The organism is Herbaspirillum lusitanum (genome assembly GCF_026127345.1).
Classification (GTDB): Bacteria; Pseudomonadota; Gammaproteobacteria; order Burkholderiales; family Burkholderiaceae_D; genus Herbaspirillum; species Herbaspirillum lusitanum.
Genome location: NZ_QXFG01000012.1, coordinates 1 through 15411, shown reverse-complemented (window position 1 = coordinate 15411; position 15411 = coordinate 1). Strand labels below are relative to the sequence as shown.

General features: G+C 60.8%; 14 protein-coding genes. 13 read left to right on the top strand and 1 reads right to left on the bottom strand.

The features are described 5' to 3' along the window. The first annotated feature begins 11 nt into the window (after nucleotides 1-11). From fdhF to DXT88_RS17640, 3 genes are read left to right on the top strand one after another with little or no spacing between them, the layout of a single operon-like run. On the top strand, nucleotides 12-2903 hold the full coding sequence (fdhF, locus tag DXT88_RS17650; RefSeq protein WP_265215393.1) for a formate dehydrogenase subunit alpha: 2892 nt from the start codon (nucleotides 12-14) through the stop codon (nucleotides 2901-2903). 38 nt (nucleotides 2904-2941) lie between these two features. Continuing rightward, nucleotides 2942-3787, top strand: coding sequence for a formate dehydrogenase accessory sulfurtransferase FdhD (fdhD, locus tag DXT88_RS17645; RefSeq protein ID WP_265215391.1), 846 nt, complete (start codon nucleotides 2942-2944; stop codon nucleotides 3785-3787). Between the two features lie 35 nt (nucleotides 3788-3822). Next, the gene (locus DXT88_RS17640) at nucleotides 3823-4059 is read left to right on the top strand and encodes a formate dehydrogenase subunit delta (protein ID WP_265215389.1); all 237 of its coding nucleotides are present in this window, start codon (nucleotides 3823-3825) and stop codon (nucleotides 4057-4059) included. 81 nt (nucleotides 4060-4140) lie between these two features. Here the strand turns inward: DXT88_RS17640 and DXT88_RS17635 are convergent, their stop codons facing one another. Further along, entirely contained in the window at nucleotides 4141-6267 is a 2127-nt protein-coding gene (locus DXT88_RS17635; protein WP_265215387.1) for a TonB-dependent siderophore receptor, read from the bottom strand. A 401-nt stretch (nucleotides 6268-6668) separates the two neighbouring features. Here DXT88_RS17635 and DXT88_RS17630 point away from each other — a divergent pair, with 401 nt between their 5' ends. The 10 genes from DXT88_RS17630 to DXT88_RS17585 form a co-directional block, all read left to right on the top strand. Further along, entirely contained in the window at nucleotides 6669-7730 is a 1062-nt protein-coding gene (locus DXT88_RS17630; RefSeq protein WP_016832031.1) for a LacI family DNA-binding transcriptional regulator, read from the top strand. 197 nt (nucleotides 7731-7927) lie between these two features. After that, nucleotides 7928-8734: a transporter substrate-binding domain-containing protein gene (locus DXT88_RS17625; protein WP_265215383.1), complete on the top strand. Its 807-nt coding sequence runs from the start codon at nucleotides 7928-7930 to the stop codon at nucleotides 8732-8734. Between the two features lie 236 nt (nucleotides 8735-8970). Next, nucleotides 8971-9669: an amino acid ABC transporter permease gene (locus DXT88_RS17620; protein WP_016832033.1), complete on the top strand. Its 699-nt coding sequence runs from the start codon at nucleotides 8971-8973 to the stop codon at nucleotides 9667-9669. Further along, nucleotides 9666-10316: an amino acid ABC transporter permease gene (locus DXT88_RS17615; protein ID WP_265215381.1), complete on the top strand. Its 651-nt coding sequence runs from the start codon at nucleotides 9666-9668 to the stop codon at nucleotides 10314-10316. Before DXT88_RS17620 ends, DXT88_RS17615 begins: the two co-directional genes overlap by 4 nt. Then, entirely contained in the window at nucleotides 10303-11037 is a 735-nt protein-coding gene (locus DXT88_RS17610; RefSeq protein WP_016832037.1) for an amino acid ABC transporter ATP-binding protein, read from the top strand. Before DXT88_RS17615 ends, DXT88_RS17610 begins: the two co-directional genes overlap by 14 nt. Beyond that, a complete protein-coding gene (locus DXT88_RS17605; protein ID WP_265215378.1) occupies nucleotides 11034-11780 on the top strand; it encodes a sugar phosphate isomerase/epimerase family protein in 747 nt (248 codons plus the stop codon). The genes DXT88_RS17610 and DXT88_RS17605 overlap by 4 nt, the downstream gene beginning before the upstream one ends. 38 nt (nucleotides 11781-11818) lie before the next feature. After that, nucleotides 11819-12763 carry a sugar kinase gene (locus DXT88_RS17600; protein ID WP_265215376.1) on the top strand — a complete coding sequence of 315 codons (945 nt, stop codon included), beginning with the start codon at nucleotides 11819-11821 and terminating at the stop codon, nucleotides 12761-12763. A 19-nt stretch (nucleotides 12764-12782) separates the two neighbouring features. Further along, entirely contained in the window at nucleotides 12783-13742 is a 960-nt protein-coding gene (locus DXT88_RS17595) for a 2-hydroxyacid dehydrogenase (protein ID WP_265215374.1), read from the top strand. A 230-nt stretch (nucleotides 13743-13972) separates the two neighbouring features. Then, on the top strand, nucleotides 13973-14728 hold the full coding sequence (locus DXT88_RS17590; protein ID WP_265215373.1) for an electron transfer flavoprotein subunit beta/FixA family protein: 756 nt from the start codon (nucleotides 13973-13975) through the stop codon (nucleotides 14726-14728). Nucleotides 14729-14740: 12 nt separating this feature from the next. Next, nucleotides 14741-15411, top strand: a 671-nt coding sequence (locus DXT88_RS17585) for an electron transfer flavoprotein subunit alpha/FixB family protein (RefSeq protein ID WP_265215371.1), incomplete at its 3' end; no start/stop codon positions are given.

Below are 15411 nucleotides of genomic sequence, written 5' to 3'. Positions count from 1 at the left end.
GAGTTGTTGTCATGAACCAGCTCAACGAAACAGATTACGGCACGCCGGCACGCTTTCCGAAAGATGCGTCCGAGACCGAGGTCACTCTTGAAATCGACGGTGTCGCAGTCACCGTGCCGGCCGGCACCTCGGTCATGCGCGCAGCGGTGGAGGCGGGCATCAACGTGCCGAAGCTATGCGCCACCGACAGCCTGGAACCGTTCGGCTCCTGTCGCCTGTGCCTGGTCGAGATCGAAGGCCGTGACGGTCGAAAAATGAAGGGCTACCCCGCCTCATGCACCACGCCCTGCGAACCCGGCATGAAGGTGCAGACGCAGACGCCCAAGCTGGCCGACATCCGGCGCGGCGTGATGGAACTGTATATTTCCGATCATCCGCTCGACTGCCTGACTTGCCCGACCAACGGCAATTGCGAACTGCAGGACATGGCCGGCACCGTCGGCCTGCGCGAAGTGCGCTACGGCTACGAAGGCGAGAACCACCTCGAGATGAAGAAGGACGAATCCAATCCCTATTTCACCTATGACCCGTCCAAGTGCATCGTCTGCAATCGTTGCGTGCGCGCCTGCGAAGAAACGCAGGGCACCTTCGCGCTGACGATCAGCGGCCGCGGTTTCGAGTCGCGGGTCACGGCCGGACAGATGGACACTTTCATGGAATCCGAATGCGTCTCCTGCGGCGCCTGCGTGCAGGCTTGTCCGACCGCGACGCTGACCGAGAAGACCGTGATCATGATGGGCCAGGCCGAGCACAGCAAGATCACCACCTGCGCCTATTGCGGTGTCGGTTGCGCGTTCAAGGCCGAGATGAAGGGCAACGAAGTGGTGCGCATGGTGCCGTACAAGGACGGCAAGGCCAATCATGGCCACTCTTGCGTCAAGGGCCGTTTTGCCTGGGGTTACGCAACCCACAAGGACCGCATCACCAAGCCGATGATCCGCAGCAAGATCACCGACCCGTGGCGCGAAGTGTCGTGGGAAGAGGCGCTGTCTTATGCGGCCAGCGAGTTCCGTCGTATCCAGGCCAAGCACGGCAAGGACTCCATCGGCGGCATCACGTCCTCGCGCTGCACCAACGAAGAAACCTATCTGGTGCAAAAGCTGGTGCGCGCCGCCTTCGGCAACAACAACGTCGATACCTGCGCGCGCGTCTGCCATTCGCCGACCGGCTACGGCCTCAAGCAAACCTTGGGCGAATCGGCCGGCACGCAGACCTTCGACTCGGTGATGAAGTCCGACGTCATCATGATCATCGGCGCCAATCCGGCATCCGCGCATCCGGTGTTCGCTTCGCAAATGAAGCGCCGCCTGCGCCAGGGCGCCAAGCTGATCGTGATCGACCCGCGCACCACTGAGATGGTCAAGTCGGCGCACATCCAGGCCGATTACCATCTCAAGCTGCGTCCCGGCACCAACGTCGCCGTCATTACCGCGCTGGCGCACGTGATCCTGTCCGAAGGCCTGCAAAGCGAGGAATACATCAAGGAACGCTGCGACCTGCAGTCCTATGAGCAATGGAAAGAGTTCGTGCTGCGTCCGGACAATTCGCCGGAAGCCATGTCCGCCATCTGCGGCGTGCCGGCCGAAGAACTGCGCGGCGCTGCGCGCCTGTTCGCCACCGCCGGCAACGGCGCGATCTATTACGGCCTGGGCGTGACTGAACATGCACAGGGCTCGACCATGGTGATCGGCATCGCCAACCTGGCAATGGCCACCGGCAACGTCGGCCGCGAAGGCGTCGGCGTCAATCCTCTGCGCGGCCAGAACAATGTGCAGGGTTCCTGCGACATGGGTTCCTTCCCGCATGAGCTGCCGGGTTATCGTCACATTTCCGATTCGACCGTGCGCTCGCAATTCGAGCAGGCCTGGGGCGTGACGCTCAATCCGGAGCCGGGTTTGCGCATTCCGAACATGTTCGATGCTGCGATGGATGGCAGCTTCAAGGGGCTGTATTGCGAAGGCGAGGATATCGTCCAGTCGGATCCGAACACCCAGCACGTCGCGGCCGCCTTGCAAGAGATGGAATGCATCGTGATCCAGGACCTGTTCCTCAACGAGACCGCCAAGTATGCCCACGTGTTCCTGCCGGGTTCGTCCTTCCTCGAAAAGGACGGCACCTTCACCAACGCCGAGCGCCGCATCTCGCGCGTGCGCAAGGTGATGCCGTCGAAGTCCGGCAAGTCCGACTGGGAAGTCACGGTGGCGCTGGCCGAAGCGCTCGGCTACCCGATGCCGTACAATCATCCGTCGGAAATCATGGATGAAATTGCGGCCTTGACGCCGAGTTTCCACGGCGTCAGCTACGACAAGCTGGAACGCCTCGGCAGCATCCAGTGGCCATGCAACGATGCGGCGCCGGAAGGCACGCCGATCATGCACATCGGCAGCTTCATCCGCGGCAAGGGAAAGTTCCTCAATACGCAATACTTCGCCACCGACGAGAAGGTGACGCAGCGTTATCCGCTGATCCTGACCACCGGCCGCATCCTGTCGCAATACAACGTCGGCGCGCAGACGCGCCGCACGGAGAATTCGCAATGGCACGATGAAGACCGTCTGGAAATCCATCCGCACGACGCCGAAGACCGCGGCGTGCGCGAAGGCGATTGGGTCGGTATTGAGTCGCGCGCCGGACAGACGGTTTTGCGTGCGACGATAACCGAGCGGGTGCAGCCGGGCGTGGTCTACACCACGTTCCACTTCCCCGAATCGGGCGCCAACGTGATCACCACCGACAACTCGGACTGGGCCACCAATTGCCCCGAGTACAAGGTGACGGCAGTGCAGGTCATGCCGGTGTCGCAGCCGTCCGGATGGCAGCAGCATTACGAACGGTTCAACCGTGAGCAGCTGGGTTTGCTGAAAGGCGAGAAGGCGTCTCAGGAGCCTTTGGTCACCAAATAACGCAACAACGAAACAACGAATGAAGAAAGAAGCAGTCAATGAATGCATGTCCCCTCCCGTCGCCTGATGATGTTTCTGCCGCCGCTGAATTTGCTACAGCGGCCAAGGTCGAGGTGGAAAAGTGGCGCGACGGGCAACGTGAAGTCGTCACCGACGTGGTCGCCGAAGAAGTGCCGATCGCGCTGGAGTACAACGGCATTTCGCATGCCGTGATGATGGCGACGCCGGCGGATCTTGAGGATTTTGCGCTGGGCTTTTCATTGACCGAAGGCATCCTGGCTGATCCGGGCGAGCTCTACGATTGCGAGATCGTGCAGGGCGCCGAAGGCATCCAGGTACAGATGAACGTGGCCACCGAACGCTTCATCGCGCTGAAGGAAAAGCGCCGTAATCTGACCGGCCGCACCGGCTGCGGCTTGTGCGGGGCGGAGACGCTGGAGCAGGCGGTGCGCCATCCGGCGGCGGTGCAGGCCGGTGCGCTGCAGTTTTCGGCCGACACGCTGCACGCGGCGCTGGACGCCATGCAGGCGCGGCAGGAATTGCAGCAGCAGACCGGCGCCACCCACGCGGCGGCATGGCTGGGCCGTGACGGCAAGATCAAGCTGGTGCGTGAAGACGTCGGCCGCCACAATGCGCTCGACAAACTGATCGGTGCATTGGCGGAAGACAAGCAGGATTTTTCGGCGGGCGCCGTGATCATCACCAGCCGCGCCAGTTATGAAATGGTGCAGAAGGCGGCCACCGTCGGCATCGGCTTCATCGCTGCGATTTCGGCGCCGACCGCGCTGGCGATCCGGCTGGCGAAGGAAACCGACGTCACGCTGATCGGCTTCGTGCGGCGGCAAGGACATGTCATCTACGCCGGACCGCATCGCCTGATCTGACCGACGGCAACACTTAACAGAATCGAGACCACATCATGAACCTTCCGCACCTCATCAAGATGGCCAACCAGATCGGTACTTTTTTCTCGACCATGCCGGATCGCGTGCAGGCGGAAAAAGACCTGGCCACGCACATCAAGCGGTTCTGGGAACCGCGCATGCGCCGCGCCTTGCTGGCGCACGTGGAGCAGGAGGGCGGTTCCGAACTGAGCGAGATCGTCCTGACGGCGGTGAAGAAGCATGGCGCCGAGTTGCAGGTGGTGGGTCAGTAGGGAAAACGCTCGCGCAACAATGCCATCGCAAATGAAAAGGCCGTCCATTAGGACGGCCTTTTTTGCGTTCCGTAACCTGGATCAGTAGCGATATCCCAGCGTCAGCATCACGACGCGGTCGTCGCCGAGCGCAACGGCGTTGGCCAGCCCGCCGGCGTAGTACTGCGTATTGAAGATGTTCTTGACGTTCAAGGCGGTGCGCCAGTGCGCGGCATTGTAGGCGACGCCGACGTCGGTCAGCACGTAGCCCGGCAGGGAGTAACCGTTGGTGCGCTGACGGCTCTGGCCGTGCACGCCGCCATTGAGCTCCCAGCCGGTCAGTTCGCCCTTGAAGCGGTAGCGCGCGCTGGTGTTGAAGTTGTGGCGCGGCACATTGTCCAGCCATTGGCCGACGGTCGTGACTTTTTGTCCGCCGTCGTCGCTGATCACGGCCGAGGTATAGGAATAGCCTGCCATCAGGCTGACGCCGTTCTGGAAATCGCTGGTGATGCCGATCTCGCCACCTTGCGAATGCTGCTCGCCCACGGCGATCTTGAAGGTGGTGTTGGTCGGGTCGGTCTGCAACACGTTGCGGCGGCGCAGGTCGAATACGGCTACGTTCAGGTTGGTGCGGCCCTGATCCAGTTCTACCTTGACGCCGGCTTCCAGCTGTTTGCCCGTCTCCGGTTTGAAGGTATTGCCGCCCGCATCGGTGCCGGAGTTGGGATAGAACGAGGTTGAATAACTCACGTACGGACGCACGCCGCGCAGCACTTCAACCATCAGCGCCAGCGAGCCGGTGTTGGCGCCGGCGGGATTGTCCGTGTGTTTTTTGGTCCCGAGGTTATCCGAATAGGTGGATGTATTATCGCGACGCAGGCCTGCCAGCAGTTGCCAGCGATCGCCGAACTGGATCTGGTCGCGCAGGTAGATTCCCAGATCGCGCACGGTGGTCGAGGTGTTGGTGTTCGGCGTGGCAGGACAGGCTATGCGTGCGCCGTAGACCGGGTTGTAGACGTTCAGGGAAGCCACGGTGCAGTTGAACGAGCGCACGTCTTCACGCGTGTTCAGATAGTCCGAGCCGAGGGTGACCTGGTGTTTGCCGACCGCCGTATTGAAGCTGCGCTGCAAGTTGGTGTCCATCGTGAAGGTTTCGCCGTTGAAGGTCTGGTCGGTGCCGGTGCGGGTCAGCGTCGTGCCGGTGACGGCGGTATTGGCGACCAGCTGTCCGCTCATCGCAAACTGTTGCCAGCGCAGGTTGTTGTTCAGCGTCCAGCCGTCATCGAAGCGGTGTGTCAGCGAATAGCCCAGGCGGGTTTCGGTGGCGTTGTACGGCCGCGCTGCGGGTTCGCCTGTGAAGCGGCTGCGCGGGATGCTGCCGTTGACGTTGCGGTTGATCGATCCCGACAGCGGCAGGCCTTGCTGGCGGATATAGCCGCGTTCCTGGAAGCTGGTCAGGATGGTGAAGTCGGTGCGCGCGCCGAGATCCAGTGACAGCGACGGCGCGATGTAGCGGTTCTTGAACCAGACGTAGTCGGTGGCGTCGTTGGAATTGGAGATCAGGCCGTTGATGCGGAAGGCTTGTTTGCCGTTTTCCGACAGAGACTTGTTCAGGTCAATCGTCGCCTGGCGGAAGTCATGGCTACCGACCGTGACGTCTGCGTTGGCGAAGTCGTAGCCTTGCGGGCGTTTGCTGACCATGTTGACCAGGCCGCCCGGCAACACCAGTCCGTACAGCAGCGAACCCGGTCCCTTCACCACTTCAACTTGTTCCAGGCCGAACAACTGCTCCGCGACGCGATTGGAGGCGGCCGTGCGCAATCCGTCCAGGTACAGCGAGTCGGACGCCACCTGGCCGCGGATGATCAGATCATCCCAGCCGCGCCGGCCGTATTGGCCGGATACCACGCCGGGCGCATTCTTGAGCGCATCCGCAAGCGTCACGGCCTGCTGACTGTCGAGCACGGCGCGCGGCACCACTGAAATCGATTGCGGCGTCTGCGACAGCGGCACGGACGATTTGTTGACCTGCATTTTTGCGGCGGTGTAGCGGGTTTCCGCATCGGCGTCGGCGCTCACGGTCACGGCAGGCAGCTGGTTCGTCTCTGCGGCAGCGGTGGACGAGAGGGGCGTGGTGGACGTGGTCGAGTCGGTGGTTTGCGCCAGCAGGATTGATGGTGCGATGGTGGCCAGGCCGAGGAGGGCGGCACGAGTGCGTTTGAAGGACATGGGAGCGAAATGGAGGTTTTGTTAATGAGAACTATTTCCATCTATTGTATCGCTTCATGTGGCGATGCAGCAAACCAATCCGGAGAATATTCGTAGTGACGGAGGCGCATTGAAAATGCAGAAGTCGATCGTCATTGGCGCTGTGCCGGGAAGCCGTTGCGGATGCCAATGGCGATAACGCGTAATTTTTCCTCCGGGAAATTCCGCGCTCCGTTTCATCTTTCTTGATCAAATTTTTCATGTGAAATAGTTTGCCAAACAAAATTCTCACTGTTATCTTTGGAACCGGTTCCAAAGATTCATCATAAAAAAGAAACCTGGGAATCCGTAGTACAAATCAATCGATGTATCGATAGATAACAATCAACGATTTGGCAGGTAGAGTGAGACAAAAATCCTATATGCAACACACGCGCAGCGCTGGTGCTGGCAAAGTCACGATTGCCCAGGTCGCACGCGAGGCGGGTGTGTCGAAGACAAGTATTTCCCGGTATCTCGGCGGCGAGCTTGACGCCCTGTCGGAGCGCCTGCGCGAACAGATTCGCAGCACGATCGCCCGGCTCGGTTATCAGCCCAGCCAGATGGCGCGCGGCCTCAAGGGCGGGCGCACCAAGCTGATCGGGATGCTGGTAGCGGACATCCTGAACCCCTATTCGGTGGCCGTGCTGCATGGCGCCGAAGCGGCTTGCCAGGAACATGGCTACACGCTGATGCTGTGCAATACCGGCAACGATGAAAAGCGCGAGAAGCAATCGCTGGCGGCCCTGCATTCCTATAGCGTGGAAGGCCTGCTGTTCAACACGCAGGGGCGCAATGTGACGCCGTTGAAGGAGTTGGGGCAGGCGGCGTTTCCGGTGGTGCTGCTGGACCGCCGCGTGGAAGGTTGCGATTTCGACCTGGTCGGCCTGGACAATGTCGGTGCGGCGCGCATGGCGACGGAACACTTGCTGGCCGGCGGCTACAGCGATATTGGTCTGGTGGTGCAGCCTTTGCACGGCGTCAGTTCGCGCCAGGGGCGGCAGGCGGGTTTCCTGCAGGCGATGTCGACGCGGCCGGACTGCCATGGCGAGACGCTGGAAGTGCACATCGACCAGCCGGGCCACGTGGCGACCACGCTGGATGATTTTCTGAAGCGCCGGCGCAGCCGGAACAGCGCTGGCAAAGTGGCAATTCTGGCGGGCAACGGCATGGTGTCGCTGCAAATTGCGCTGGCGCTGCAAAGCATGAAGCTGCGCTTCCCGGAAGACATCGGCCTGCTGTGTTTCGATGAATTATCGTGGTCGCCGCTGGTGGGCAGCGGCATCAGCACTATCGAGCAGCCGACCTACGACATCGGCTTTGCGGCGATTGAACGGCTGCTGGCGCGCATCAACGGCGAAAGCGCACCGCGCCGCGAGATTTTGCTGGACGGCCGCCTGATTCCACGCGGCTCGAGCACGCAAGCGAAAGACATGATTTTGTAAGAATTCTGGAACCGATACCAGAGAAAACAAATGCACGGTGATGCATCACTGCTCAGAAGAAAGCAACAAAAAAAGCAACAAAAAGAGCGGTAAAGAAAGACGTAGACAGTCGTACTACAGCGGGCGCAAGCCTATAACGAGGACGTTCATCCGGCTCCCTTATCCAGGGCAGGGGATGACGAAAAGGAGACTACACCATGAGCATCAAGAATCTGTTGAGCACCAAATTCATCGCGCTGACCCTGGCCGCTACCTGTGCAGTCGGCGCAGCAGCCAGCGCCAGCGCACAAACCGTGGCCGACCTGATCAAGAAGGGCAAGGTCACCATCGGCGTCGTCAGCGGCACACCGCCGTTCGGCAGCGTTGACGCCAAGGGCGAACCGATCGGTTACGACGTCGACGTCGCCAACCTGATCGGCAAATACCTCGGCCTGCCGGTGGAAATCGTTCCGCTGGTGCCGCCCGCACGCATTCCTGCGCTGGAATCCGGCAAGGTCGACTTCCTGGCCGCCACCCTGGCGCCGACGCCTGAGCGCGCCAAGTCGGTGATGTTCACGATTCCTTACAGCGGTTTCGAATTATCCATCGTCGGTCCGGTCGCTTCCAAGTTCAAGAACCTGAACGACCTGGTCAAGAAGAAGGTCGGCGTTTCGCGCGGCAGCACCAACGACACGGCGCTGACTCGCCTGGCTCCTGCCGGCACCGTGCTGGTCCGTTTTGAAGATGACTCCACCGTGACACAGGCTCTGTTGAGCGGTCAGGTCGATGCGATCTCGATCCCGAACACCATGGCGACCGAAATCGTGAAGACCCGCGGCGCCGGCAAGATCGACATCAAGTTCCCTTACTCGGTGCAACCGAACTCGATGACCGTGCGCAAGGGTGCTTTCGACCTGCAGCAATGGCTCAATAACTTCATCTACTACGTCAAGCTGAACGGCGAACTGGATGCGATCTCGCGCAAGTGGTCGGGCTCGCCATTGCCGAACCTCCCAGTTTTCTAAAACCTGCCTGGGATCCTACTGCGAGGCCATGATCCGGCGTCGGGCGGTGCTCGGAATCCTCACGTACTAAAGTACGTTCCAAGGGTTTCAACTGAGCTCCGCTCCGGCCGCCACCGGCTGATGGCCTCTCGCTACGGATCGCAGACAGGTTTGCGTTGGGTTGATCCCTGAGTACAGGGGTTTGGCAAGGCGGACGTGCAATCGCATCCGCCCTGCGAATCGGCAAGGAGTAGACGATGTCTTATGATTTTCAGTTTGCGTTCATCTTTCAGCACATGGACCAGCTGTTGTGGGGAGCCTTGCTCACCATCCGGCTCAGTGCGCTATCGATGATCTGCGGTTTGGCAGTGGGTATCTTCGGAGCGATCGTGAGCATTCACGGTTCGGCGCCGGCCCGCTTTGCGGTCACATCCTATGTGGAGCTGATCCGCAGCACGCCTTTCCTGGTGCAGTTGTTCATTATCTTTTTCGGCTTGCCCGCTGCGGGTGTGCAGGTCGATGCCAACGTCGCCGCACTGGTGGCGATGACGGTCAATCTCGGCGCGTATTCGACCGAGATCGTGCGCGCCGGCATGATGGCGGTCCACCCTTCGCAGATCGAAGCGGCGCAAGCCCTGGCGATGACGCGCTGGCAGGTGATCCGCCACGTGGTGCTGACGCCGGCGCTGGAGAAGGTCTATCCGGCATTGGCAAGCCAGTTCACGCTGATGATGCTGGCGTCCAGCGTGGTGTCGGCGATCTCCGCCGAAGAGCTGACCGCGAGCGCCAACCTGCTTGATGCGGAAACCTTCCGCAGCTTCGAAATTTACCTGATCGTGATGGGACTCTATATTCTGCTGGCGCTGCTGTTCCGCCTCAGTTTCTGGCTCATCGGTCTGGTTGTGTTCAAACGCCGCCGCCGTCTTGGCGTAGCGCGGCCAAGGGGGAACCGATGATTGCCGAATTTTCCTGGGACCAGTTCATCTTCCTGTGGGAAGCTGCACGCTGGACCGTGCTGTTGTCGGTGCTGGCGTTCGTCGCCGGCGGCGCCGCCGGTTTTGTGGTCGCGCTGATGCGTACTTCGCATCTGCAGATCCTGCGCACCTTGTCGGCGGTGTATATCCAGATCATCCAGGGCACGCCGGTGCTGATCATCCTGTTCCTGTCGTTCTACGGACTGGCGATCTACGGCTTCAAGCTGCCGCCGATGGTGGCAGCGACGATCGCCATGACGATTTACACCAGCGCCTACCTCGGCGAAATCTGGCGCGGCTGTATCGAAGCCGTGCCGGTGCCGCAGTGGGAAGCATCGACCGCATTGGCGATGACGCGCTGGCAGCAGCTGCGCTACGTGATCTTGCCGCAGGCGGTGCGTATTTCGCTGCCGCCGACGGTCGGTTTCCTGGTGCAGATCGTCAAGAACACCTCGATTGCCTCCATCATCGGTCTGGTCGAGTTGACGCAGGCGGGCAAGCTCGTCAGCAACGCGACGTTCCAGCCTTTCCTCGTTTTCCCGATTGTCGCCGCGATCTATTTCATCTTTTGCTATCCGCTGTCGCGTTTCAGTTTTGCCCTAGAAAGGAAATTCCATGCCCATCGTTGAGATCGAGAACATCACCAAGAGCTTTGGCAGCAACCAGGTCTTGAATGGGATATCGCTGTCCGTCGAGCGCGGACAGGTGATTGCGGTCATCGGCCGCAGCGGTTCGGGTAAAAGCACCATGCTGCGTTGCATCAATGGCCTGGAGACGATTGATGGTGGTAGCATCAATGTCGCCGGTCACAAGCTCACCGCCAAGCATGAGCACCTGATCGAGTTGCGCAAGGATGTCGGGATGGTGTTCCAGCACTACAACCTGTTCCCGCATCTGACCGTGGAGGAGAACGTCATGCTGTCGCCGCGCATCGTCAAGAAAGTGGCGACCGAAAAAGCGCGTGAAACCGCGATCAAGGTCCTGAAGCAGGTCGGCCTCGATCACAAGCGCGACGCTTATCCGGAACAATTGTCGGGCGGTCAGCAACAGCGCGTGGCGATTGCCCGTTCGCTGGCGATGGAACCGCAGGTCATGCTGTTCGATGAAGTGACCTCGGCGCTGGATCCGGAGTTGACGCAGGAAGTGCTGAAAGTCATGGAAGAACTCGCAAGGGGAGGGATGACTATGTTGCTCGTCACGCACGAAATGGAATTCGCCCGGCGCGTCGCCGATCTCACCGTGTTCATGCATCAGGGCAAGGTGTGGGAAGCGCGTCCGTCGAAGGAATTTTTCTCCGATCCGCAAACGCCGGAAGCGCGCCAGTTCGTCGGCGCCGGCAACATCAAATGAAGACCCCGGTACTGGTCGCGGCCTCGGCCTACGGCGCAGATTTCGTGCGCCAGGTCGGGCATGCGCACCTGATCCCGATCGTGGCCGCGGCCGGTGCTGCCGGCCTGGAAATCCGCCGGGAATTGTTCGTCGAATTGCCTGATTTCGACGAGTTGCATGGGCTTCTGATGAAGCACAAGCTGTTCTCGGTGTATTCGGCGCCGATCGAATTGTTCCGCAAGGACGGTTCGCTGGCGCGCGATGAGCTCGATCAGGTGATGGGCGAGGCGCAACAGCTGCAGTCGCGTTTTTTGAAGGTGTCGCTGGGACATTTTTCGCCGGCCAGCAACATGCTGGACTGGTCGCGGTTTGTTGCGCAGGCGCCGGTGCCGTTACTTCTCGAAAACGACCAGACCGAACATGGCGGGAAACTGGAATCTATCGCCAATTTCCTGGCGGTTTGTTCCGGCACCGGCGTCCCGGTCGGCATGACCTTCGACATGGGCAACTGGCGCTGGAGCGGCGTCGATGCCGAAGTGGCGGCCCGCACGCTGGCGGCGCACGTGCAATACGTGCACTGCAAGGGGGTGTGGAGCGACAAGGGCAAACTCAAGGCGATCCCGCTCGACGAAGACGACGCTGTCTGGCGCCGCCTGTTTTCCCATTTCCCGCGCGGCGTGCAGCGCGCGATCGAATTCCCGATCATCGGCAAGGACCTGGAAGCGGCGACCCGCAATTACGTGGCGATGCTGGCGTCAGCCTAGGCGGATCATCTTCCGCACACCATCAGAGAGAACGAGTAATGCAACCACAACTGGACGTCGTCACGTACGGCGAAGCACTGGCGTTGTTTGTCGCGGACGAAGTCGGCGATTTCGCGGATGTTGAAAAATACACGCGCCGCCTCGCCGGCGCCGAAACCAATGTCGCCATCGGTCTGGCGCGCCTGGGCCTGAAGGTCGGCTGGGTCAGCCGCGTCGGCAACGATTCCTTCGGCCGTTTCATTTGCAAGCGCGTTGCCCAGGAAGGCGTCGACGTCAGTCAGGTGGCCATCGACAAGGAATTCCGCACCGCGATCCAGCTCAAGGCGAAGGCCGTGGATGGCGCCGATCCGGCCATCGAGTATTACCGCAAGGGTTCGGCTGCCAGCCATCTGTCGCAGGTCGATTTCGACGAGGCCTATTTCGGCGGCGCGCGTCATTTGCACGCCACCGGTATTGCCGCGGCCTTGTCGCCGAGCACGATGGCTTTTGCGCACCACGCACTGGATTTCATGCGGGCGCGCGGCAAGACGATTTCCTTCGATCCGAATCTGCGGCCGATGCTGTGGCCGTCGCAGGAAGTGATGGCGCAGAAACTCAACGAGTTGGCATTCAAGGCCGACTGGGTGTTGCCGGGCCTGAGCGAAGGCAAGATCCTGACCGGCCGTAGCGAACCGCGCGATATCGCCGCGTTCTATCTGGAGCGCGGCGTCAAGCAGGTAATCATCAAGCTGGGCGCCGACGGCGCCTATTTCCGCAATGCCGACGACGAAGGCATCGTGGCGGGCGTCGCGGTCAGGGAAGTGGTCGATACGGTCGGCGCCGGCGACGGCTTCGCGGTCGGCGTGATCAGCGGTTTTCTGGAAGGCTTGTCCATGACAGAGGCCGTCATGCGCGGCAACCGCATCGGCGCTTTTGCAATCCAGGTGGTGGGCGACATGGAAGGCCTGCCAACCCGCGCGCAGCTCGACGCCGCTTCCGCCTGATCTCGTCCGGGAACCTCCAATGAAACAACATGTAGTCGTTTACAAGAAGTTGCCGGACGATCTGCTGCAGCGTCTGCGCGATGAATTCGAGGTAACGTATTTCGAAGCGGTCAACGCCGGCAACCGTGCGCAGTTCCTGGCGGCGCTGGCGACGGCGCAAGGCATGCTCGGCGCCAGTCTGCCGATCGGCAACGACATGCTTGAAGCGGCGCCGTTGCTGAAGATCGTCTCGACGGTGTCGGTCGGTGTCGACAACTTCGACCTCGATTATTTCCGCAAGCGCGGGCTGATGCTGGCGCATACGCCGGGCGTGCTGAACGAGGCGACGGCAGATGCCATCTTTTCGCTGATCCTTGCCAGCGCGCGCCGCGTGGTGGAGTTGGCGGAATTCGTCAAGGCCGGCAAATGGAAGGGCAGCATCGGTGAATCGCTGTTCGGCGTCAACGTGCACGGCAAGACGCTTGGCATGCTTGGCATGGGCCGCATCGGCAGCGCGGTGGCGCGGCGGGCGCATCATGGTTTCGGCATGAAGATCGTATATCACAATACGCGACCCAATCCCGAGGCGGAGGCGTTGCTGGCGGCGACTTATGTGTCGCGCGACGAGCTGTTTCAGCAGGCGGACTTCGTTTGCCCGATGCTGCCGCTGACGGCACAGACTGAGCGCACCATCGGTGCACGCGAATTTGGACTGATGAAGCCGGGCGCCATCTTCATCAATGCCTCGCGCGGACGCATCGTCGACGAGTCGGCGCTGATCGACGCGCTGCAACGCAAGACCATTTACGGTGCCGGACTCGACGTCTTCGAGCAGGAACCGTTGCCGGTCGACTCTCCTTTGCTGCAATTGCCGAATGTCGTGGCCTTGCCGCATATCGGTTCGGCCACGCATGAAACGCGCCGTGCGATGGCGGAACTCGCAGTCGATAATCTGATTGCCGGTTTGCGCGGCGCACAACCGGCCCATCTGGCGGTGTAATTTTCTCTGCAGAATCCGGGCGTGGTGACGTCCGGAAACTCTGTCAAAAATCCTTTCCAAAAAAGCCCGTCCGGGGACTTTCGCTGTGGCGATTTAATGTGTATGCTTCACACATTAAAAAGAACGATCGTGCTAAATTTAAACGATGTCCGGCTTTTGCCGCACTTTTGCTTTTATAATCACCGTTCAGTTAACGTTTACGTCAATTCGATTTTTCCAAGGACCAGGCGATGAAAGTATTAGTCCCCGTCAAGCGGGTAGTAGATTACAACGTCAAAGTACGCGTCAAATCCGACGGTAGCGGTGTGGACATCGCCAACGTCAAGATGTCGATGAACCCCTTCGACGAGATTGCAGTGGAAGAAGCCACGCGTCTGAAGGAGGCCGGCAAGGTCACCGAAGTCATCGCCGTCTCCTGCGGCGTGACGCAATGCCAGGAAACCCTGCGCACTGCGATGGCCATCGGCGCCGACCGCGGCATCCTGGTGGAAACACCGGCCGACCTCGACCTGCAACCGCTGGCCGTGGCCAAGCTGCTCAAGGCGCTGGCAGACAAGGAGCAACCGCAACTGATCATCCTCGGCAAGCAAGCCATCGACGACGATTCCAACCAGACCGGCCAGATGCTGGCGGCGCTGCTGGGCTGGCCGCAGGCGACCTTTGCTTCCAAGGTTGTGGTCGAAGACGGCAAAGTTTCCGTGACGCGCGAAGTCGACGGCGGCCTCGAAACCCTGTCGCTGACCTTGCCCGCCATCGTCACCACCGACCTGCGCCTGAACGAACCGCGCTACGTCACGTTGCCCAATATCATGAAGGCCAAGAAGAAGACCCTGGACATCGTCAAGCCGGAAGACCTGGGCGTGGACGTCGCCCCGCGCGTCAAGACGCTCAAGGTCGCCGAGCCGGCCAAGCGCAGCGCAGGCGTGAAGGTGCCTGACGTCGCCACCTTGGTGGCCAAGCTCAGAAACGAAGCCAAAGTCATTTAAGGAAGAGACAACATGACCGCACTTGTCATTGCAGAACACGATAATGCCAGCCTGAAAGGCAGCACACTGAACACCATCACCGCCGCCGTACAAACGCAAAAAGCGGCCGGCGGCGACGTCCACGTCCTCGTGGCAGGTCATAACGCGAAAGCAGCTGCTGATGCCGCAGCCCAGATTACTGGCGTAACAAAGGTCCTGCTGGCCGACGCGCCGCAATTCGCCGACGGCCTCGCCGAGAACGTTGCCGAGCAAGCGCTGGCCATCGCCAGGGACTACACTCACATCCTGGCCCCGGCCACCGCCTACGGTAAGAACATCCTGCCGCGCGTGGCCGCCAAGCTGGACGTGGCGCAGATTTCCGAAATCACCAGGGTCGACAGCCCTGATACGTTCGAGCGTCCGATCTACGCCGGCAATGCGATCGCCACCGTGCAATCGACCGACGCCATCAAGGTCATCACGGTACGCACGACCGGCTTCGATGCAGCAGCAACAGGTGGCAGCGCCGCAGTCGAATCGCTGACGGCCGTCGCCGACTTCGGCAAGTCCAGCTTCGTCTCGCGCGAAGTGGCGAAGTCGGATCGCCCTGAACTGACCGCCGCCAAGATCATCGTCTCCGGCGGTCGCGGCATGGGTTCGTCGGAAAGCTTCAAGATCCTGGAACCGCTGGCCGACAAGCTCAA

Bases quoted from the DNA above. Each gene is read 5' to 3' on its own strand.
- fdhF (WP_265215393.1), top strand. From the start codon at position 12: ATGAACCAGCTCAACGAAACAGATTACGGCACGCCGGCACGCTTTCCG.
- fdhD (WP_265215391.1), top strand. From the start codon at position 2,942: ATGAATGCATGTCCCCTCCCGTCGCCTGATGATGTTTCTGCCGCCGCT.
- DXT88_RS17640 (WP_265215389.1), top strand. From the start codon at position 3,823: ATGAACCTTCCGCACCTCATCAAGATGGCCAACCAGATCGGTACTTTT.
- DXT88_RS17635 (WP_265215387.1), bottom strand. From the start codon at position 6,267: ATGTCCTTCAAACGCACTCGTGCCGCCCTCCTCGGCCTGGCCACCATC.
- DXT88_RS17630 (WP_016832031.1), top strand. From the start codon at position 6,669: ATGCAACACACGCGCAGCGCTGGTGCTGGCAAAGTCACGATTGCCCAG.
- DXT88_RS17625 (WP_265215383.1), top strand. From the start codon at position 7,928: ATGAGCATCAAGAATCTGTTGAGCACCAAATTCATCGCGCTGACCCTG.
- DXT88_RS17620 (WP_016832033.1), top strand. From the start codon at position 8,971: ATGTCTTATGATTTTCAGTTTGCGTTCATCTTTCAGCACATGGACCAG.
- DXT88_RS17615 (WP_265215381.1), top strand. From the start codon at position 9,666: ATGATTGCCGAATTTTCCTGGGACCAGTTCATCTTCCTGTGGGAAGCT.
- DXT88_RS17610 (WP_016832037.1), top strand. From the start codon at position 10,303: ATGCCCATCGTTGAGATCGAGAACATCACCAAGAGCTTTGGCAGCAAC.
- DXT88_RS17605 (WP_265215378.1), top strand. From the start codon at position 11,034: ATGAAGACCCCGGTACTGGTCGCGGCCTCGGCCTACGGCGCAGATTTC.
- DXT88_RS17600 (WP_265215376.1), top strand. From the start codon at position 11,819: ATGCAACCACAACTGGACGTCGTCACGTACGGCGAAGCACTGGCGTTG.
- DXT88_RS17595 (WP_265215374.1), top strand. From the start codon at position 12,783: ATGAAACAACATGTAGTCGTTTACAAGAAGTTGCCGGACGATCTGCTG.
- DXT88_RS17590 (WP_265215373.1), top strand. From the start codon at position 13,973: ATGAAAGTATTAGTCCCCGTCAAGCGGGTAGTAGATTACAACGTCAAA.